This window comes from Pseudoxanthomonas kalamensis DSM 18571, assembly GCF_010211745.1.
Lineage (GTDB): Bacteria > Pseudomonadota > Gammaproteobacteria > Xanthomonadales > Xanthomonadaceae > Pseudoxanthomonas_A > Pseudoxanthomonas_A kalamensis.
This window is the reverse complement of sequence record NZ_PDWQ01000002.1, coordinates 353,731-371,902: the sequence shown is the minus strand read 5'-3', so window position 1 is coordinate 371,902 and position 18,172 is coordinate 353,731. Positions and strand designations below refer to the sequence as shown.

Sequence of the window (18,172 nt, the reverse complement as noted above, 5' to 3'; positions counted from 1 at the left end):
GCCGAAAAAGGGGTTATGACGGGGTGATCGTGCGGGTTCATTCGCACAGCGGTTTCTGCGAGCAGTAGATGCCGTGCAGGGTATCGATGATCCGCTGTGCCGGCCCCGGAATCAGCGAATAGTAGATGGTCTGCGCTTCGCGGCGGGTGCTGACCAGACCGTCCTGGCGCAGGATCGCCAGGTGCTGCGACAACGCCGACTGGCTGAGGTCCAGCTTGGCGTTCAGTTCGCCGACCGACTGTTCGCCATCGACCAGCAGGCACAGCAACATCAGCCGGTTCTCGTTGCCCAGCGCTTTGAGCAGGCGGGCCGCGGAAGCGGAATGGCTGCGCATCGCTTCGGGATTGATGCGTTCGGGTGCGGAGGCGGCAGTGGTGGGTGAAGCGTTCATGCGGGTCGTCCTTGCGATATCGGGTGCCTGGCGGCGTGCGGGAGCGCGAGGGGAGGATGTACTCCGGCAACGCCGCGCAGGCGGAAAATGTACCGTCATTCCGCCGGAGACACCTCCGGCTTGCGCGCCACCAGGTCGATCAGCGCGGACATGCCGTGGTGGCCGTGACCTTCGGCGATCTCGCTGTCGTGCGCGTGCAGGTGCAGGATGTCCATGCCGGCGAAGGCTTCACGCAGCAGTTCGGCGGTATACAGGTTTTCGGCTTCCTTCGGCCCGCCGGTGCCGTAGCCGAGTTGCTCGGGCCGGTAGCCCTGCAGCAACAGCAGGCCGCCTGGCTTCAGCGCGGCGCGCATGCCTTCGAACAGGCGTCGACGCAACGCCGGACCGGCGAACTGGATGAAGATGGCGACGACGATGTCGTAGTCCCCGCGGCCCCAATCCCATTCGCCGAGATCGGCCAGTTCGGTGCGCAAGCTCACGCCGCGTGCGGCGGCCAGCGCCGCGGCCTTGTGCAGACCGACGTCCGAAGCATCCACCGACAGCACCTGCAGTCCCTGCTCGGCAAGCCAGACGCCATTGCGTCCTTCGCCGTCGGCGACCGCCAGCGCCTGCATGCCGGGCTGCAGGCGGAAGGCTTGACTGGCAAGGAAGGCATTGGGCGCGGTGCCGAAGACGTAATCGTCGGTGGCGTAGCGCTGGTCCCAGCGGGCGGTGTCGGCTTTCTCGTTCATCGCGTCGAAGGCGTTCAAGAACGGGGCGCCTTGCCGGGTTTGCGTACCGGCAGACCCGATTGCGACCAGGCCAGGATGCCGCCACTGAGATTGCTCAGCGACCGAGCGGTCTTGCCGGACAACTTGCCCTGCGCCATCCGCGATCGCATGCCGCTTTGGCAGAACAGCACGATCTCCTGTTCGCCGGCAGGCAGCGCGGCCGGATCGAGCCGGCTCAGGGGCAGGTTGATCGCGCCGGGGATGCTGCCAGCGGTGAATTCGTGCGCTTCGCGCACGTCCAGCATCAGCGCGCCGGCATTCTGCTTGCCGACCGCTTCGGCCGGGCCGATCTGCGGACCGGCCAGGCCGAACAGCGATTTGATCAGTCCGAACATCGAGGTTGCCTCTAGCGCTGCACGACCGGCAGGCCGGCCGCACGCCACGCGTTGATGCCGCCGTCCAGCGACTTCACCGCGGTAAACCCGAGCAATTGCAGGTTGCGTGCCGCCAGTGCCGAGCGACCGCCGCTCAGGCAGTACAGCAGCAGCGGACGGTCTTTGGCCGACAGCGCCGGATCGGTGACGCAGCCGCCGGCCGGCAGGGCCTCGATCTGGAACTCGATCAGCCCGCGCGGGATGTTGACCGCGCCCGGCAGGTGACCGGTGGCGTATTCGGCGGCTTCGCGCACATCGACCAGCGTCGCCGACTCCAGACCTTCGGCGGCCAGTTGGGCGGGGGAAATCTCGCGGATCTCGGCGCGTGCCTGGGCGACCAGATCGGATACCTGCAAGGTCATGGGGGCTTGCTCCTTGGATTCGTTGAGACTAATATAAGACATTGCTAATATAACTGCAACCGGAGCAGGCCCATCCATTCCGGGGTGGGCGCCGGAGACGCGGGAGGGCGTTGCAATGACTCATATCGTGGTGTTGGGAGCGGGCATCGGAGGCATGAGCGCGGCCTATGAGCTGCGCGGGACGCTGGGTGCGGGGGTGGACATCACCGTCATCGGCGAAGGCGACAACTTCTCGTTCACTCCGTCCAATCCCTGGGTGGCGGTGGGCTGGCGCAAGCCGTCCGAGGTGCAGATTCAGGTGCCGCCGCGCCTGGCCAAGCACAGGATCGCCTTCGAAGGTGCCGGCGCCGACAAGGTCGAGCCGGACGCGAACCGGGTGCTGCTGCGCGACGGCCGCTACATCGACTACGACTACCTGGTCATCGCCACCGGCCCGCGACTGGCGTTCGACGAGATCCCCGGCCTCGGTCCGGAGGGTGGTTACACACAATCCATTTGCACCACCGGGCATGCGGCCACCGGCTGGGACGCCTATCAGGAATTCCTGAAGGCGCCGGGTCCGATCGTGGTCGGCGCGGCGGCCGGCGCCAGCTGCTTCGGTCCCGCCTACGAATTCGCGATGATCCTCGACAAGGATCTGCGCAAGCGCAAGCTGCGCGACAAGGTGCCGATCACCTACGTCAGCCCGGAGCCGTACGTCGGCCACATGGGCTTGGGCGGGGTGGGCGATTCCAAGGGCCTGATGGAGTCCGAGTTCCGCCAGCGCCATATCCAGTGGATCGTCAACGCGAAGATCACCGAGGTTCGCGACGGCGAGATGGACGTGGCCGAGATCGGCGAGGACGGCCAGCCGAAGAAGACCCACACGCTGCCGTTCAAGTATTCGATGGTGCTGCCGGCGTTCACCGGCGTGGACGCGGTGCGCCAGGGCGAAGGCTTGTGCAATCCGCGCGGTTTCATCCTGATCGACAAGCACCAGCGCAATCCTGCGTACAAGAACATCTACTCGATCGGCGTCTGCGTGGCGATTCCGCCGGTGGAAGCCACCCTGGTGCCGACCGGCGCGCCGAAGACCGGCTTCATGATCGAATCGATGGTCACCGCGGTAGCCAAGAATATCGAGGCCGAGCTGAAGGGCGAAGCAGGCAGCGCCGAGGCGACCTGGAACGCGATCTGCCTGGCCGACATGGGCGACACCGGCGCGGCCTTCGTGGCGCTGCCGCAGATCCCGCCGCGCAACGTCACCTGGGCCAAGGTCGGCAAGTGGGTGCACCTGGCCAAGATCGCCTTCGAAAAGTACTTCATGATGAAGATCAAATCGGGCAACACCGAGCCGATCTACGAAAAGTACGTGCTCAAGCTGCTCGGCATCGTGCGCACCCGCTGACCCCAACGATACCCAACGGAGAATTCCCATGAACCTTGACCGTGCCGTCCTCGCCTTCGCCGGCGTGATGATCCTGATCAGCGTCGCCCTGGTGCACTTCGTGTCGCCGTGGTGGCTGCTGTTCACCGCCTTCATCGGCTTGAACATGCTGCAGGCCAGTTTCACCGGCTTCTGCCCGGCGGCGATGATCTTCCGCAAGCTGGGCGTCTCCAGCGGTTGTGCATTCAAGTGAGGAAACGCCCGTGAGGTCGAAGATGGCGATGAGCGGACGATTCACACTGCCGCTGCTGCTGGCATCGACGCTGGCGGCCTGTGGCGGGCACGACGAAGCGCACGCACCGGCGGCGATCCAGGGCTTGAAGACCCTGGAAGTGACCGCTGCCGATGGCGCGGAGGGACGCGCCTGGGATGGCGTGGTGGAGGCGGTACGCCAGGCCACGCTGACCGCGCAGACCAGCGGCCGGGTGGCCGCGGTCAACTACGACGTCAACGACCGGGTCAAGGCCGGCGCGGTGCTGCTGCGGCTCAGCGTGGTCGAGCAGCAGGCCGGGGTGGACAGCGCGGTGGCGCAATTGCGTTCCGCCGAAGCCTCGCTGGCCGAGGCCGAAAGCAACTACAAACGCTATCAGGCACTGGCCGGCAGCCAGTACGTGTCGAAGTCGCAGCTGGACCAGATGCGCGCGGGGCGCGATTCGGCGTTGGCCGCCCGTAATGCCGCCGCCGCCGGGCTGGCGCAGGCGCGGCAGTCGCTGGGCTATACCCAGGTGCGCGCGCCGTTCGATGGTGTGGTCAGTTCGCGCAACGTGGAGCCGGGCGAAAGCGTGGTCTTCGGCGGCGACCTGATCGGCGGACAGACGCTGATGACGGTGTTTGCGCCCGATGAGTTGCGGATCGAGGTCAGCGTGCCGCAATCGGAGGCCGAGCGGGTCCGCGCGCGGCCGGAGGCGAGGGTGAGCTTCGACGACGGTCGCCGCGTTGCTGCAGCGGGTGTCGTGGTGTTCCCGAGCGCCGATCCGGCCACCCATGCGGTCAAGGTGCGGATCAACCTGCCGGTGCTGGATCCGGCGCCGCAGCCCGGTGGCACCGCCAAGGTGGCGTTCCCGGCGGTGACGGGCGCGGCGTATCCGCGGGTGCCGGTATCGGCGCTGGTGCGGCGTGGCGAAATCAATGCGGTCTACGTGCTGGCCGATGGCCGGCTGAGCCTGCGTCAGCTGCGCCTGGGCGAACAGTCCGGCGACACGGTCGAAGTGATCTCCGGGTTGAAGCCGGGCGAGAAGATCGCCGTCGACCCGGTGGCCGCAGTGCAGGCGTTGGTGGCCGCGCGCAAGGGCGGAGACTGACATGCCGTCCGGAGCTCCGCACCGCCTCGGCATTTCCGGGCGCATCGCGCGTACCTTCCAGGACAACCCGCTGACGCCGATCCTGGCGTTGCTGGGCCTGTTGCTGGGCATGGTTGCGCTGATGGTCACCCCGCGCGAGGAAGAACCGCAGATCGACGTGACCATGGCCAACGTCATCGTGCCGTTCCCCGGCGCGGACGCGCGCCAGGTCGAGCAGATGGTCAGCTACCCGCTGGAGCAGACCCTGTCCGAGATCGAGCAGATCAAGCACACCTATTCGATCAGCCGTCCTGGCATGGCGGTGCTGACGGTCGAATTCGAGGTCGGCGTGAAGCGGCAGCCGGCGCTGGTGCGGCTGTACGACAAGGTCTATTCCAATCAGGACTGGATGCCGCGCGGACTCGGCATCGGCCAACCGATCATCAAGCCCAAGGGCATCGACGACGTGCCGGTGATGGCGCTGACGCTGTGGACCGACGATCCGCAACGCAGCGCGGTGGAACTGGCCGAAGTGGCGCACACGCTGGAGAACGAGCTCAAGCGCATCCCTGGCACCCGCGACGTCTACACCATCGGCGCACCGGAGCGTGCAGTGATGGTGACGCTGGATCCGGCGCGGCTGGCCAGCCATGGTTTGGCCGTGGCCGACCTAGCCGGCGCACTGCAGACGGCCAATCTGGCGCGCCAAGCGGGCGAGCGGATCGGTCCGGACGGGGTGGTGCAAGTGACCTCCGGACAGTTCCTGGCCGACCGCGACGACGTCGCCAGCCTGGTGCTGGGCGTCGCCGGCGGCCAGCCGGTGCGGCTGCAGGATGTGGCCATGGTGACCGATGCCGCCGACACTCCGGCGAGCTATGTCTGGCACGGCGCGCCGGCCGGCCGCGACGGTCCGGCCACTGGCATCGCCCCGGCGGTGACCCTGGCGATCGCCAAGAAGCCGGGTAGCAACGCTTCGGACATCACCCAGGCGGTGCAGCAGCGCATCGAGGCGCTGCGCGGGCAGGTCATCCCCGACGGCATCGAGATCGAAGTCACCCGCGACTACGGCCTGACTGCCAGCGACAAGGCGCAGACGCTGATGAAGAAGCTGGTGTTCGCCACCGGCCTGGTCATCCTGCTGGTGCTGTTCGCGCTAGGCCGGCGCGAGGCGGTGGTGATCGGCTCGGCGGTGATCCTGACCTTGTCGGTGACGCTGTTCGCCTCGCTGGCGATGGGCTTCACCCTGAACCGGGTTTCGCTGTTCGCGCTGATCTTCTCGATCGGCATCCTGGTCGATGACGCCATCGTGGTGGTCGAGAACATCCACCGCCACATGAGCCAGGGCGGCAAGAGCCTGCGCGAAGCGATTCCACCGGCGGTCGACGAAGTCGGCGGCCCGACCATCCTGGCCACCTTCACCGTGATCGCTGCGCTGATGCCGATGGCCTTCGTCACCGGCCTGATGGGGCCGTACATGCGCCCGATTCCGGTCAATGCCTCGGTCGGCATGCTGTTGTCGCTGATGATCGCGCTGGTGGTCACGCCGTGGCTGTCGCTGAAGCTGCTGCGTCACCACGCCGGTGCGGACGATCATGCCGGCGATGCCGCCGACGGCAATCATGGCCATGCGCCGGGCACGATGGCCGCGCGCCTGCACCGGCTGTTCGAACGGGTGATGACCCCGTTCCTCGACCGCGACAGCGGCAACAAGCGTCGGCGCCTGCTGTTCCTCGGCATGGTCGGTCTGGTGCTGTTGGCCTGCAGCCTGGCGGTGTTCAAGCTGGTGGTGCTGAAGATGCTGCCGTTCGACAACAAGTCCGAGTTCCAGGTGGTCGTCGACCTGCCGGAAGGGCGCACGCTGGAAGACACCAACGCGCTGCTGACCGAACTGGCCGCGGTGCTCGACCGCACCCCGGAAGTGCTCGATTACCAGGGGTATGCCGGCAGCGCTGCACCGATCAACTTCAACGGGCTGGTGCGCCAGTACTATCTGCGCGAAGGCGCCAACGTCGGCGACCTGCAGGTCAATCTGGTCGATCGCCACGAACGCAGTCGCAAGAGCCACGAGATCGCCTCGGACCTGCGGCCGCAGCTGGCCGGGATTGGCCGTCGCCACGACGCCTCGGTGAAGGTGGTGGAAGTGCCGCCGGGCCCGCCGGTGCTGTCGCCGATCGTGGCCGAGTTGTACGGCCCCGACTACGCGCGCAGCCGCGAACTGGGACGCGCGCTGGAACAGCGCTTCCTCGCCACCGAGGGCATCGTCGATGTCGATACCAGCGTCGAGGCCGACGCCGCGCGCGATGTGCTGGCAATCGACCGCGTGCGCGCCGCGCGGCTGGGCGTGGCGCAATCGGACATCGCCGACGCGATTGCCGCCGGCCTGTCCGGCATGGATGCCAGCCATCTGGTCGACGGCAGCTCCAAGTACCCGCGACCGATCCGCCTGCGCCTGCCGCCTGCCGATCAGGACACGCTGGACGACCTGTTGTCGCTGCGCGTGCGCGGGGGCAGCGGTCAGCTGGTGCCGCTGTCGGAGCTGGTGCAGGTGCGCAAGGCCGGCTGGGACGGCGCGATCCAGCACAAGGACCTGCTGCCGGTGGTGTACGTGATGGGCGACGAGAGCAGCCGCATCGACAGCCCGCTGTACGGCATGTTCGACCTGGTCGGCCAGGTGTCCGACAACGCCATCGGCGGGCAGGCGCTGCAGCAGTTCTTCATCCGCCAGCCACCGGAGACCGACAGTTTCGCGATCAAGTGGGACGGCGAATGGCAGATCACCTACGAGACCTTCCGCGACATGGGCATCGCCTATGCGGCCGGGATGATCCTGATCTACCTGCTGGTGGTGGCGTACTTCCGCAACTACGTGGTGCCGCTGGTGATCATGGCGCCGATCCCGCTGACGGTGATCGGAGTGATGCCGGGCCATGCGCTGCTGGGCGCGCAGTTCACCGCCACCTCGATGATCGGCATGATCGCCCTGGCCGGCATCATCGTGCGCAACTCGATCCTGCTGGTGGACTTCATCAACCATCTGGTCGAACGCGGGCAGTCGCTCGAAAGCGCGGTGGTCGATGCCTGCGCGGTGCGCGCGCAGCCGATTGCGCTGACCGCACTGGCGGCGATGGGCGGTGCGTTCTTCATCCTCGACGACCCGATCTTCAACGGCCTGGCGATCTCGCTGATCTTCGGCATCCTGGTCAGCACGGTGCTGACCCTGGTCGTCATTCCGCTGCTGTACTACGGACTGCTGAAGCGCAAGCGGGCGCGGCAGGATACACAGGAGGCCATCGCATGAACCTGCAAAGAATGATCGTGTTGTCGTCGGCGTTGCTGCTGGCGGCATGTCAGGGGGCTTCGCCTTCCGCGGATGCGCAAGACGCCGATACCGCGACCCCGGCGCCGGTGGCCGAAACCCAGGCGCCGGACCCGGCGTTGCTGCGCGCGCAGGCCGCGGCCGCCGATTTCAGCGGCCAGCTGCGCGCAGCCCTGCAGCAGTCGATGCAGTCCGGCGGGCCGGTGGCGGCCGTGGACGTCTGCCACACGCAGGCCCCCGGGATCGCCGACGAGGTGATGCGGCAACATCATGTGCGCCTGGGTCGGGTCGCTCTGCCCGGCCGCAACCGCAATCCGGGCCAGGCGGCGCAGGACTGGCAGCTGGAAACCTTGCAGCAGTTCCAGCAGGCGGTGGCCGCGGGCGAACCGGCGGCCGCGCAGCTGCGCGTGCAGCGCGACGGGCTGCCGGACGGCGTGTCGCTGCGGATGATGCGCGGCATCGCCACCGAACCGCCGTGCCTGGCGTGCCACGGCAGCGCGGTCGCGGCGCCGGTGCAGGCGGCCATCCGTGCGCATTATCCTGACGACGCGGCCACCGGCTTCGAGGTCGGCGACCTGCGTGGCGCCCTGTGGGTGGAAGTGCCTGCCGGGCAACCCTGATCCTTCCCGGCGCGGACGAACCCGGATTCCGCGCCGATCATCGAGGAGTTGTACATGAGTACCGGACAACCGATCCGTGTCGGCCTGGAACAGGAGAGCGACTATGCCTTCCGCATCAGCTTCGACGATACCGAACTGGACCCGCTGCTGACCGACGAGCCCGCGCCGCTCGGCCACGACCAGGGACCGAATCCTTCGCGCCTGCTGCTGGCGGCGATCGCCAACTGCATGGCCGCCAGCCTGCTGTTCGCCCTGCGCAAGTTCAAGAACACGCCGGGCAAGCTGCACGCCAGCATCAGCGCCGGCACCGAGCGCAATGCCGACGGCCGCTGGCGGATTCCGTCGGTGCAGGTCGAATTGCAACTGGCCGACCCGGCCGACGACTACCAGCAGTTCTCGCGCATCCTCGAGCAGTTCGAGAACTTCTGCGTGGTCACCCAGAGCGTGCGCGCCGGGATCGAGGTCGGGGTGACGGTCAAGGACGGCACCGGTGCCGTGGTCTACGACAGTGGTTCCGCGGAGCCGGCATGAACGACATGCTGCAGCTTGCCTGTCCGCACTGCATGGCGCTGAACCGGGTGCCGGCCGCGCGCCTGGGCGAGGCGCCGAAATGCGGGCGTTGCCATCAGGCGCTGTTTGCCGCGCATCCGTTGGCGCTGGAGTCGGCGGCGATGTTCGAGGCGCATGCGGTCAAGGCCGATCTGCCGCTGCTGGTGGATTTCTGGGCGCCGTGGTGCGGTCCGTGCCGGATGATGGCGCCGCATTTCGAAGCTGCCGCCGCGCAACTGGAACCGTCCATGCGGCTGGCCAAGCTCGACACCCAGGCACTTCCCGATCTGGGCACGCGCTTCGGCATCCGCAGCATCCCGACGATGGTGCTGTTCCGCCAGGGGCGCGAACTGGCGCGGCAGTCCGGGGCGATGGGCACGGCCGACATCGTGCGCTGGGCGCAGGCGCAACTGGCTGCCGTGGGTCGGTCGTGAGTATGGAAGGCACGAGATGAGCCGGATCAGCATCCTCGGCAGCGGGTTCGCCGCGCTGACCGCGATCCGCGAGCTGCGCAAGCAGGGGGTGGATGCGGAGATCACGGTGGTCTCGCCGCGCGCCGAACTGGTGTACCTGCCGAGCCTGATCTGGCTGCCGTCGGGCCGCAAGCGCGGCGAGGATCTGCGCATTCCGTTGCAGGACTTCTTCTCCCGTCAGCGGGTGCGCTGGCACCAGGGTAGTGTGCAGCAGGTGCTGAACGGCGGTCGTCGTGTGCTGACCGATCGCGGTGAAGTCGAAAATGATTACCTGGTGATCGCCACCGGCGGGCGCTACCTGCGCAAGTTGCCGGGGATCGAGCACGCGATCATCCCCTGCGAAGGCATTGCCGCGGCCGAGTCGATCCGCGACCGGCTGGCGGCGCTGGAAGGCGGCACCATCGCCGTCGGTTTCGCCACCAATCCCAAGGAACCCGGCGCGGTGCGCGGTGGGCCGATGTTCGAGTTCCTGTTCGGCATCGACACCCTGCTGCGCCAGCAGGGCCGACGCGACAAGTTCCGGCTGGTGTTCTTCAATCCTTCGCCGCAGCCGGGCCAGCGGCTGGGTCCGTCGGCGGTGTCGAACCTGCTGGCGCAGATGGCGCGGCAGGACATCGATACCCATCTGGGCCACAAGATGGTGCGGCTGGAGTCCGGCAAGGTGGTGACCGAAGGCGGTGAGTTCGATGCCGACCTGATTCTGTTCATGCCTGGCCTGACCGGCCCGACCTGGCTGGAGGGCAGCGAGCTGCCGCGTTCGGAAGGTGGCTTCGTCGCCGCCGATGCGAACTGTCGTGCGCAAGGCATGCCGCGGGTGTACGTGGCCGGCGACGCCGGCAGCTACCCCGGACCGGACTGGATGGCCAAGCAGGCGCACCAGGCCGATCTGCAGGCGGCGGCGGTGGCCAGGAACATCGCTGCCGAACTGCGTGGGCAGCCGGCGCGGCACGGGTTCAAGACCGAGCTGGTGTGCATTGTCGACAGTCTCGACAGCGGCATGCTGGTGTTCCGCAACGACAAGCGCAACCTCGTGCTGCCACGCCTTCGCCTGTTCCACTGGCTGAAGCGCAAGTTCGAGGATCGCTACCTGAAGGCGTATCGTTGAGCGTGTCGCCGCGCACGAAGGAGTCGAACATGCATTCAAGGATCCTCCGGGCCACGCTGGCCTTGTCGCTGGCTCTGGTCGGCGCCTGCGCTTCGCCGCCGCCATCACCGGCAGTGGCGAAGGTGGCCACGGTGGAGGTGCCGCTGTATGCGCCGTTGCCGGAACTGCTGACCGCCGGGCAGCCGACGGCGTCGGACTGGGCCGGTATCGCCGCGCAGGGCGTGGCCACGGTGATCAACCTGCGGCCCGAGGCGGAAATGCAGGGTCGCGACGAGGCTGCCGAAGTGGCGGCGGCGGGCATGCAGTACCTGAGCCTGCCGGTGGCCGGTGCGGCCGACCTTGATGCGGACAACGCGACCCGGCTGCGCGAACTGCTGGCCGCGGCGTCGGGCAAGGTGCTGCTGCATTGCGCCTCGGCCAACCGCGCCGGCGCACTGCTGGCGCTGGCGCAGATGCAGACCGGCATGGACCCGGAGCAGGCGCTGCAGCTGGGGCGCGATGCTGGCATGCGTTCGACCGAAGCGCGCGTGCGCGAGTTGCTGCAGGAAGCGCCCATCGATACTTGCTTGGCCGCGGCCTGTCCGTAACCGTCGCGGGCGACAGGGCCCTGCGATCAGGTCGCAGTGATCCATTGAAGTTCGGTGTGGCCGGTCGTCCTATGACCTCATGCGCCGGCCAGCAGGCTGGCGCCGCTGCGGTAGAGGATGTACAGCGCGACCATGAACACGGTGCCGGCGAAGATTCGCGCCAGCACATCGCGCTGGCGGCCCAGCTGCAGCGAGAGCCGCGTGCCGAGCAGGCCGCCGCCGATGCCGCCGGCGATGAATAGCGCGGCGACTTTCCAGTCGATCAGGCCGGAAGCGGCGTAGTTCAGCGCGGTGGCCAGGCCGAAGGTGCCGACCGCCAGCAGCGACGAACCCACCGCATTGGCCATCGACATGCCGGTGGCCAGCATCAGCGCCGGCACGATCAGGAAACCGCCGCCGATTCCGAAGAAACCCGATGCGCCACCGGCGACCAGCGCGACCGCTGCCGTACGCAGACAATTGCGCAGGGTGGTGACATCGGCATCGCCGCCGCGTTCGCGGCGGGGACGCAGCATGGCCAGGCCGACCACGATCATGACCAGACCGAACAGGAACAGCAGCAGCTGTCCGTTCAGCGACTTGCCGAGGCTGGACCCGGCAAGCGCACCGAGCGTGCCGACCACGGCGAACAACACCGCGCAACGCCAGCAGACGTTGCGTTTGCGCGCATGGGCGATGAAGTTGGAGTAGGCATTGGCGGAAACGGCCAGGGCGCCGGTCCCGATGGCGACATGCGGTTCGGCGATCCCGACCACGTACAGCAGCAGCGGCGTTGCCAGGATCGAGCCGCCGCCGCCGATCAGGCCCAGGATGAAACCGACGAGGGCGCCGGAACCCAACGAGGCCAGTGTCTGCAGGATGACGTGCAAGCTCATGTTTTCAGCCGTGCTCATTCATGGCCATGTGCCAGGCCAGCGTGCAGCGATTGCCGGAGGCGCAGTAGGACAGGACCCTGCCGGGTGCGCCGTTCATGACTTCGCGCAGGCGGGCGGCCTGCTGCGGTGTCACCGCGCCGGATCGCGCTGGAATGAAGTGGAAATCCAGGCCATGCCTGCGTGCCTGCGCGGCAATGTCGGCCCAGGCGGGCTGCCCGTCCACTTCATCGTCCGGGCGCATGCAGATCAGGGTCGCGTAGCCGGCACGCGCGACTTCGACCACGTCCTGCGGATGCAGTTGCGCGCAGACGTGGTAGGTATCGGAAACGGGTGTGATCGAAAGCACGGGGGACTCCGCGGTCGAGTGCCTGTACATAGAGAGTGAATGACCGGAAGGCCGATGCGGGCGAGGTCTTCGCCCGCATCGACGCGATTGCCACCCGGACTCAGGCGCCCGGCTTCATCGAGAAGTACCAGTCCACCGTTTCCAGCGACTGCCCGGCGCGGCTTTCCAGTTCGGCCACGCTCTTCGGCGCACCCAGCAGCACCTTCTCGCCCGGCTGCCAGCCTTCCGGAGTGGCGACGCCGTTGGCCAGGCTGTATTGCAGGCCCTTGACCAGGCGCAGGATCTCGGCGACCGAACGGCCGTTGGTCATCGGGTAATAGACCATCGCGCGCAGGATGCCCTTGTCGTCGATGACGAAGGTGGCACGTACCGCCGAGGTGTCGGAGGCACCCGGGTGGATCATGCCGTAGGCGCGGGCCACGTTCATCGACAGGTCTTCGATGATCGGGAACGGGATTTCGACGCCGAACTTTTCCTTGATGTTCTGCACCCAGGCCAGGTGCGAGAACACCGAGTCGATCGACAGGCCCAGCAGCTCGGTGTTGAGGGCGGCGAACTCGCCGGAGGCCTTGGCGAAAGCGGTGAACTCGGTGGTGCAGACCGGCGTGAAGTCGGCCGGATGCGAGAACAGCACCAGCCACTTGCCCTTGTAGTCGGCCAGCGAGCGCGGGCCATGGGTGGTCTGCGCCTGGAAGGCGGGCGCGGGTTCGTTGATGCGGGGAATGCCGATGACGGCAGGCTCGGCGGCAGGTGCCACGGCAACGGTCGTCGCCGGAGCGACGGCACTGGCGGCAGCCGCGGCGGTGATTTTCGGATCGGAATCGGTGCAGCTCATGGGATTGTCTCCTCGTTGGGGGGTGCGTCAGGGAAGGGCGTCGGCGGTGCAGGGCGACGCAGTGGCGCCGTCGACGAAGAACTCAAAGCGTGTTCAGCGGAACCTTCAGGAAATGCCTGCCATCGGCGTCGGCCGGCGGCAGCTGGCCGGCGCGCATGTTGACCTGCAGCGACGGCAGGATCAGGCGCGGCATCGACAGGGTCGCGTCGCGACCGGTGCGCAGTTCGACGAAGTCGTTCTCGTCGACGCCGTCATGGACGTGGATGTTGCCGGCACGCTGCTCGCCGACCGTGGTTTCCCAGCGGATCTCGCGTCCACCCGGGCCGTAGTCGTGGCACATGAACAGGCGAACCGGGGACGGCAGTTCGAGAATCCGGCGCACCGAGCGGTACAGCGTGGCCGCATCGCCGCCGGGAAAATCCGCCCGCGCGGTGCCGCCATCGGGCATGAACAAGGTGTCGCCGACAAAAGCGGCATCGCCGATCACATGCGTCATGCAGGCCGGCGTGTGGCCCGGCGTATGCATCGCGAAAGCCTCCATGCTGCCGATCCGGTAGCGCTCGCCATCGGCGAACAGGCGATCGAACTGGCTGCCGTCGCGCTGGAACTCGGTGCCTTCGTTGAACACCTTGCCGAAGGTTTCCTGCACCTGGACGATGTGCTCGCCGATGCCGATGCGGCCGCCCAGCTGCTGTTGCAGATAAGGGGCTGCGGACAGATGGTCGGCATGGACATGGGTCTCGATCAGCCACTGCACTTCCAGGCCGTGCTGACGGACGTGTTCGATGATGCGGTCGGCGTGTTCGAAGGCGATCCGGCCGGCGGCGTAATCGAAGTCCATGACCGAATCGATGATGGCGCAGGCCTGGCTGGCCGGATCCTTGACCACATGACTGACGGTGTTGGTGGCCTCGTCGAAGAAGGAGGTCACCTCGGGACGGGTGTCCAGATCGACGGGGTGGGGAATCGGGGCTGCCATGTCGTGTCTCCATATCGGTTCGTTTGGCCTGCGGAGACGATATGCCTGCTGACAAATCAATGGAAACGAATAAATTCAATTGAATTGATCGTTTTTTCCGATATGTTGTCCCGGCAACCGTGCAGCACGCCAAGTCGGCGTCGGGAGGAACTGCGCACATGAATGCTCTACCCAACCTGCGCCACCTGCGTTATCTGGTGGCGCTGCACGATCACTTGAATTTCAGTCGGGCGGCCGAAGCCTGCTTCGTCACCCAATCCACCTTGAGCGCCGGTATCCGCGAACTTGAAAGCGCGACCGGGGTCGCGGTGGCCGAGCGCAGCAAGCGTTCGGTGGTGATCACTCCGATCGGACGGCAGCTGGTCACGCGGGCGCGCCTGCTGCTGCGGGATGCCGAAGCGCTGATGGCCATGGGGCGCGAAGCCAGCCAGCCGATGTCCGGGGTGATGGAGATGGGTGTGCTGCCGACGATCGGCCCGTTTTTGCTGCCGCGGTTGGTGCCCGATGTCGGCCGCAGGTTCCCGCATCTCCGCCTGGCCCTGCGCGAGGACAAGACGCGGCTGTTGCTTGATCGCCTGGTCGAGGGGCGGCTGGACCTGGTGCTGATGGCGTTTCCCTACGAAACGCCGGGGCTGGAGACGTACATGCTGTTCGATGACGCCTACCGTTTCGTCAGCGCCAGCGCTTCGGCGCCGTTGCCGTCAGACCGGAGCGGTTTCCTGCCGGATGCCGACGACGGTGGGCAGAACCTGCTGTTGCTGGAGCACGACCATTGTCTGCACAGCCATGCGCTGCCGGCGCTGCAGCGCGCGGCCGAAATCGAAAAGGCCAACTTTTCCTCCACCAGCCTGCACACGCTGGTGGCGATGGTGGCCGAAGGTATGGGCGCGACTTTCCTGCCCGACTTGGCGATCGTCGGCGGTATCCTGGAAGGCAGCGACGTGGTCGTGCGTCCGCTGGGCGATCAAGCCAATGCGCGCACGATCGGCCTGTGCTGGCGCAAGCATTCGCCGCGCGCCGATTCGTTCCTGCAACTGGGTGGCTTCATGCGCGAGTGGGCTACGCGCAACATCCGGCCCTGGTCGCCGAAAGCGGCAAGCTAGGGCGCAGGGTCGAGCGCGTCGTTGAGCACCCTGGCCAGGCGCAGGCCGGCCAGGCGCAATTGCCGTTCGGCCAGCGGCCGCATGGCGTCGAGGTAGCGGCTGTCGAGCCTGTGCGAGTCCGGATACAACTGGTCGGCGTCGATCAGGCGGCAGGATTCGCGCGCCCAGTCGAGTGGAACGTTGTCCGCGGCGGCATCGGGTGCGGGCAAGGCGGTCAGTCGTTCGAGATAGGCGGGTGTCGACAGCCGCGCGTTGGCGAGGATGTAGTAATCCCACACCGAATGCAGGTTGGTGCCCATCACGCCATCGGCATAGCGGTTGCGCGCGTACGCTTCCGGTTCGATGTCGGTCCGCAGGCTGATCTGGAAATCGTTGCCGCCCTTGTCCGGACGGCTGCCGGCATGCATCGGCTGGTGCGCGTCGCCGACGAAATGGACGACGAACTTCAGCGCGTCGCGTCGCGCGTTCGCCGCTTGCGAGGGATCGGCCAGTATCTTCAGCTGGTTCTCGATTGCCATCACCACGCAATTGCCATCCGGGCAGTCGCGGACCAGGTCGAAATCGCAGCCACCGCCGCGGGCGTTGATGTAGTGCCAGCGCGAGGTGCGGCGGAACTCCCCGGGATCGGTGCCGCGCAAGTCGTCGGCCCAGCTGGCGATCGCGCCCAGGCCGGGTTCGGGCTCGTCGTGCAGCAGCGCATCGACTTCGGCGCGCGCGCGCGGGGTCAGGTCGGCCTCGGCCAGTTCCGCCACCAGACGATGGCCCTGCCGGCCCCAGGCACGCGCGTCCGGCGAGGGCAGCAGGAGCAGTACGAACAGCGAAAGAAGGAGGGGGCGGATCATGCCGGACATTCTATCCGACACGACCTGCCCCCGAAGCGACGGGACGTGACTGCTGCGGCGATTGCTGCTTCACGTCCGCGGCGTTCAGAACTTCATGACCCAGGCCATGCCATACACGATCGGGTCGATCTCGGCGGTGCCGACCTTGATGCCGTTGACCTCGACATCGGTGTCGATATCGGCCCAGCGCGCATCGACGCGCAGCGCGCTGCGATCGCTCAGGGCGAAGTCGACGCCAACATGGGCCGCCAAGCCCCAGGAGTCGTCCAGCTTCAGGTCGGTACCGGCCAGCGCGCCCGTGGTGTCCTCACTGAAGAAGAGGGTGTAATTGAGGCCGGCGCCGACGAACGGGGTCACCTTGCTGCTGTTGGCGAAGTGGTACTGCAGCGATACCACCGGCGGCAGCTGCTTGGTGCTGCCGACCTTGCCGACACCCTGGATGCTGATGTCATGCTGGAACGGCAGGGCCGCCAGTACTTCGATGCCGAGGTTGTTGGCGACGAAGTATTCAAAGGTCACCGTCGGCCGCACGCTGCTGTCCACTTCGGTTGGCGGCAACACCCCCAACTCAAGCGCGGTGGCGTCGAGGTTGCCGTTGTCGGACTTCGGGTCGACGTTGTGCACGCCTACCCCCAAGGTCCAGTCGCCGGCTGACTGGGCCAAGGCGGGGCTGGAAAGGCCGGCAGCCGCCAGCAGGGCGAGGGGCAGGTATTTGGTCTTCATGGTCTTGCTTCCGTCTTGTTGGATGGCGGGATTCTGTTACGGTCGCGTTATTCGCACCTTGATCGGGATCAATGCGATGGGCGGGGTTCAGGCAGGACCGGCCCGCAGCGCGCCTGCTAGAATCAGCGACCATTTTTCCACCCACGGGAGTCGGGCGTCATGGCGATCAAGGTAGGCATCAACGGGTTCGGCCGCATTGGCCGCAACGTGCTGCGTTCGGCGGTGCAGAACTTCGGCGGCGACATCCAGATCGTCGCGATCAACGACCTGCTGGAACCCGACTACCTGGCCTACATGCTGCAGTACGACTCCGTGCACGGCCGCTTCAAGGGTGAAGTCGAAGTCAGGGACGGCGCGTTGCACGTCAACGGCGACCGCATTCGCCTGACCGCCGAACGCGACCCGGCCAGCCTGAAGTGGGACGAGGTCGGCGCCGAGGTAGTGATCGAGTCCACCGGCATCTTTCTGACCAAGGAAGGCGCGCAGAAGCATCTGGACGCCGGCGCAAAGAAGGTGATCATGTCGGCGCCGTCGAAGGACGACACTCCGATGTTCGTCTACGGCGTCAACCACGACACCTACCGGGGCGAGGCGATCATTTCCAATGCCTCGTGCACGACCAACTGCCTGGCGCCGCTGGCCAAGGTCATCCACGACAAGTGGGGGATCAAGCGCGGCCTGATGACCACCGTGCACGCGGCCACCGCCACCCAGAAGACCGTCGACGGGCCCAGCAACAAGGACTGGCGCGGCGGTCGCGGGATTCTGGAGAACATCATCCCGTCCAGCACCGGCGCGGCCAAGGCGGTCGGGGTGGTGATCCCGTCGCTGAACAAGAAGTTGACCGGCATGAGCTTCCGGGTGCCGACCTCGGACGTGTCGGTGGTCGACCTGACCGCCGAGCTGGAAAAGCCGGCCACCTACGCCGAGATCTGCGCCGAAATGAAGGCGCAGAGCGAAGGCGCGCTGAAAGGCATCCTGGGCTACACCGAAGACAAGGTGGTGGCCACCGATTTCCGCGGCGAGACCTGCACCAGCGTGTTCGACGCCGAAGCCGGCATCCAGCTCGATTCCACCTTCGTCAAGCTGGTCAGCTGGTACGACAACGAATGGGGCTATTCCAACAAGTGCCTGGAAATGGTGCGGGTGGTGGCCGGCTGAACCAGACACGATCCTCTGTTCGGCCGCCGCTCGGGCAGGACCGCGGACAGAGAAG

Annotated in this window: 21 protein-coding genes; 11 read left to right on the top strand and 10 right to left on the bottom strand. The window is 66.9% G+C overall.

Features of this window, described 5'->3' with window-relative positions; translation table 11 throughout:
• Positions 1 to 37: 37 nt before the first annotated feature.
• From CSC70_RS05705 to CSC70_RS05690, 4 genes are all read right to left on the bottom strand, one after another.
• Positions 38 to 391, bottom strand: a complete 354-nt coding sequence (locus CSC70_RS05705; protein WP_162455690.1) for an ArsR/SmtB family transcription factor — start codon at positions 389 to 391, stop codon at positions 38 to 40.
• Between the two features lie 95 nt (positions 392 to 486).
• A complete protein-coding gene (locus tag CSC70_RS05700) occupies positions 487 to 1,122 on the bottom strand; it encodes an SAM-dependent methyltransferase (RefSeq protein WP_162455689.1) in 636 nt (211 codons plus the stop codon).
• A gap of 14 nt (positions 1,123 to 1,136) precedes the next feature.
• Positions 1,137 to 1,496, bottom strand: coding sequence for a rhodanese-like domain-containing protein (locus tag CSC70_RS05695; protein WP_162455688.1), 360 nt, complete (start codon positions 1,494 to 1,496; stop codon positions 1,137 to 1,139).
• Positions 1,497 to 1,507: 11 nt separating this feature from the next.
• A complete protein-coding gene (locus tag CSC70_RS05690; RefSeq protein WP_162455687.1) occupies positions 1,508 to 1,897 on the bottom strand; it encodes a rhodanese-like domain-containing protein in 390 nt (129 codons plus the stop codon).
• Positions 1,898 to 2,012: 115 nt separating this feature from the next.
• Here CSC70_RS05690 and CSC70_RS05685 point away from each other — a divergent pair, with 115 nt between their 5' ends.
• From CSC70_RS05685 to CSC70_RS05645, 9 genes are read left to right on the top strand one after another with little or no spacing between them, the layout of a single operon-like run.
• Entirely contained in the window at positions 2,013 to 3,284 is a 1,272-nt protein-coding gene (locus tag CSC70_RS05685) for an NAD(P)/FAD-dependent oxidoreductase (protein WP_162455686.1), read from the top strand.
• A 28-nt stretch (positions 3,285 to 3,312) separates the two neighbouring features.
• A complete protein-coding gene (locus tag CSC70_RS05680) occupies positions 3,313 to 3,516 on the top strand; it encodes a YgaP family membrane protein (RefSeq protein ID WP_162455685.1) in 204 nt (67 codons plus the stop codon).
• Between the two features lie 10 nt (positions 3,517 to 3,526).
• Entirely contained in the window at positions 3,527 to 4,624 is a 1,098-nt protein-coding gene (locus CSC70_RS05675; RefSeq protein WP_162455684.1) for an efflux RND transporter periplasmic adaptor subunit, read from the top strand.
• A 1-nt stretch (position 4,625) separates the two neighbouring features.
• Positions 4,626 to 7,901: an efflux RND transporter permease subunit gene (locus CSC70_RS05670; protein ID WP_162455683.1), complete on the top strand. Its 3,276-nt coding sequence runs from the start codon at positions 4,626 to 4,628 to the stop codon at positions 7,899 to 7,901.
• Positions 7,898 to 8,539, top strand: coding sequence for a Tll0287-like domain-containing protein (locus tag CSC70_RS05665; protein WP_162455682.1), 642 nt, complete (start codon positions 7,898 to 7,900; stop codon positions 8,537 to 8,539). Before CSC70_RS05670 ends, CSC70_RS05665 begins: the two co-directional genes overlap by 4 nt.
• Positions 8,540 to 8,593: 54 nt before the next feature.
• Positions 8,594 to 9,070, top strand: a complete 477-nt coding sequence (locus CSC70_RS05660; RefSeq protein ID WP_162455681.1) for an OsmC family protein — start codon at positions 8,594 to 8,596, stop codon at positions 9,068 to 9,070.
• Positions 9,067 to 9,522, top strand: coding sequence for a thioredoxin TrxC (gene trxC / locus CSC70_RS05655; protein WP_162455680.1), 456 nt, complete (start codon positions 9,067 to 9,069; stop codon positions 9,520 to 9,522). Before CSC70_RS05660 ends, trxC begins: the two co-directional genes overlap by 4 nt.
• A gap of 16 nt (positions 9,523 to 9,538) precedes the next feature.
• Positions 9,539 to 10,666, top strand: coding sequence for an NAD(P)/FAD-dependent oxidoreductase (locus tag CSC70_RS05650; RefSeq protein WP_162455679.1), 1,128 nt, complete (start codon positions 9,539 to 9,541; stop codon positions 10,664 to 10,666).
• 29 nt (positions 10,667 to 10,695) lie between these two features.
• Complete coding sequence (locus CSC70_RS05645; protein ID WP_162455678.1) at positions 10,696 to 11,253, top strand: protein tyrosine phosphatase family protein; 558 nt, start codon at positions 10,696 to 10,698, stop codon at positions 11,251 to 11,253.
• Positions 11,254 to 11,330: 77 nt separating this feature from the next.
• Here CSC70_RS05645 and CSC70_RS05640 read toward each other — a convergent pair whose 3' ends face one another.
• From CSC70_RS05640 to CSC70_RS05625, 4 genes are all read right to left on the bottom strand, one after another.
• Positions 11,331 to 12,128, bottom strand: a complete 798-nt coding sequence (locus CSC70_RS05640) for a sulfite exporter TauE/SafE family protein (RefSeq protein ID WP_162455677.1) — start codon at positions 12,126 to 12,128, stop codon at positions 11,331 to 11,333.
• A gap of 4 nt (positions 12,129 to 12,132) precedes the next feature.
• A complete protein-coding gene (locus tag CSC70_RS05635; protein ID WP_162455676.1) occupies positions 12,133 to 12,474 on the bottom strand; it encodes a protein tyrosine phosphatase family protein in 342 nt (113 codons plus the stop codon).
• Positions 12,475 to 12,574: 100 nt separating this feature from the next.
• Positions 12,575 to 13,309 (bottom strand): peroxiredoxin, encoded by a 735-nt coding sequence (locus tag CSC70_RS05630; RefSeq protein ID WP_162455675.1) that lies wholly within the window; start codon positions 13,307 to 13,309, stop codon positions 12,575 to 12,577.
• A gap of 82 nt (positions 13,310 to 13,391) precedes the next feature.
• Positions 13,392 to 14,288, bottom strand: coding sequence for an MBL fold metallo-hydrolase (locus tag CSC70_RS05625; RefSeq protein ID WP_162455674.1), 897 nt, complete (start codon positions 14,286 to 14,288; stop codon positions 13,392 to 13,394).
• 158 nt (positions 14,289 to 14,446) lie between these two features.
• Here CSC70_RS05625 and CSC70_RS05620 point away from each other — a divergent pair, with 158 nt between their 5' ends.
• On the top strand, positions 14,447 to 15,391 hold the full coding sequence (locus CSC70_RS05620) for a hydrogen peroxide-inducible genes activator (protein ID WP_162455673.1): 945 nt from the start codon (positions 14,447 to 14,449) through the stop codon (positions 15,389 to 15,391).
• Here CSC70_RS05620 and CSC70_RS05615 read toward each other — a convergent pair.
• Entirely contained in the window at positions 15,388 to 16,233 is an 846-nt protein-coding gene (locus tag CSC70_RS05615) for a S1/P1 nuclease (protein WP_162455672.1), read from the bottom strand. The two genes, CSC70_RS05620 and CSC70_RS05615, sit on opposite strands and share 4 nt — an antisense overlap.
• Before the next feature lie 84 nt (positions 16,234 to 16,317).
• A complete protein-coding gene (locus tag CSC70_RS05610; protein ID WP_162455671.1) occupies positions 16,318 to 16,956 on the bottom strand; it encodes an OmpW/AlkL family protein in 639 nt (212 codons plus the stop codon).
• Positions 16,957 to 17,115: 159 nt separating this feature from the next.
• On the opposite strand from CSC70_RS05610, the gene gap reads away from it, so the two are divergent.
• Positions 17,116 to 18,117 (top strand): type I glyceraldehyde-3-phosphate dehydrogenase, encoded by a 1,002-nt coding sequence (gene gap / locus CSC70_RS05605; RefSeq protein ID WP_162455670.1) that lies wholly within the window; start codon positions 17,116 to 17,118, stop codon positions 18,115 to 18,117.
• Positions 18,118 to 18,172: the final 55 nt, after the last annotated feature.

Bases quoted from the DNA above. Each gene is read 5' to 3' on its own strand.
- CSC70_RS05705 (WP_162455690.1), bottom strand. From the start codon at position 391: ATGAACGCTTCACCCACCACTGCCGCCTCCGCACCCGAACGCATCAAT.
- CSC70_RS05610 (WP_162455671.1), bottom strand. From the start codon at position 16,956: ATGAAGACCAAATACCTGCCCCTCGCCCTGCTGGCGGCTGCCGGCCTT.
- CSC70_RS05670 (WP_162455683.1), top strand. From the start codon at position 4,626: ATGCCGTCCGGAGCTCCGCACCGCCTCGGCATTTCCGGGCGCATCGCG.
- trxC (WP_162455680.1), top strand. From the start codon at position 9,067: ATGAACGACATGCTGCAGCTTGCCTGTCCGCACTGCATGGCGCTGAAC.
- CSC70_RS05625 (WP_162455674.1), bottom strand. From the start codon at position 14,288: ATGGCAGCCCCGATTCCCCACCCCGTCGATCTGGACACCCGTCCCGAG.
- CSC70_RS05640 (WP_162455677.1), bottom strand. From the start codon at position 12,128: ATGAGCTTGCACGTCATCCTGCAGACACTGGCCTCGTTGGGTTCCGGC.
- CSC70_RS05690 (WP_162455687.1), bottom strand. From the start codon at position 1,897: ATGACCTTGCAGGTATCCGATCTGGTCGCCCAGGCACGCGCCGAGATC.
- CSC70_RS05620 (WP_162455673.1), top strand. From the start codon at position 14,447: ATGAATGCTCTACCCAACCTGCGCCACCTGCGTTATCTGGTGGCGCTG.
- CSC70_RS05695 (WP_162455688.1), bottom strand. From the start codon at position 1,496: ATGTTCGGACTGATCAAATCGCTGTTCGGCCTGGCCGGTCCGCAGATC.
- CSC70_RS05630 (WP_162455675.1), bottom strand. From the start codon at position 13,309: ATGAGCTGCACCGATTCCGATCCGAAAATCACCGCCGCGGCTGCCGCC.
- gap (WP_162455670.1), top strand. From the start codon at position 17,116: ATGGCGATCAAGGTAGGCATCAACGGGTTCGGCCGCATTGGCCGCAAC.
- CSC70_RS05700 (WP_162455689.1), bottom strand. From the start codon at position 1,122: ATGAACGAGAAAGCCGACACCGCCCGCTGGGACCAGCGCTACGCCACC.
- CSC70_RS05660 (WP_162455681.1), top strand. From the start codon at position 8,594: ATGAGTACCGGACAACCGATCCGTGTCGGCCTGGAACAGGAGAGCGAC.
- CSC70_RS05650 (WP_162455679.1), top strand. From the start codon at position 9,539: ATGAGCCGGATCAGCATCCTCGGCAGCGGGTTCGCCGCGCTGACCGCG.
- CSC70_RS05665 (WP_162455682.1), top strand. From the start codon at position 7,898: ATGAACCTGCAAAGAATGATCGTGTTGTCGTCGGCGTTGCTGCTGGCG.
- CSC70_RS05680 (WP_162455685.1), top strand. From the start codon at position 3,313: ATGAACCTTGACCGTGCCGTCCTCGCCTTCGCCGGCGTGATGATCCTG.
- CSC70_RS05645 (WP_162455678.1), top strand. From the start codon at position 10,696: ATGCATTCAAGGATCCTCCGGGCCACGCTGGCCTTGTCGCTGGCTCTG.
- CSC70_RS05615 (WP_162455672.1), bottom strand. From the start codon at position 16,233: ATGATCCGCCCCCTCCTTCTTTCGCTGTTCGTACTGCTCCTGCTGCCC.
- CSC70_RS05685 (WP_162455686.1), top strand. From the start codon at position 2,013: ATGACTCATATCGTGGTGTTGGGAGCGGGCATCGGAGGCATGAGCGCG.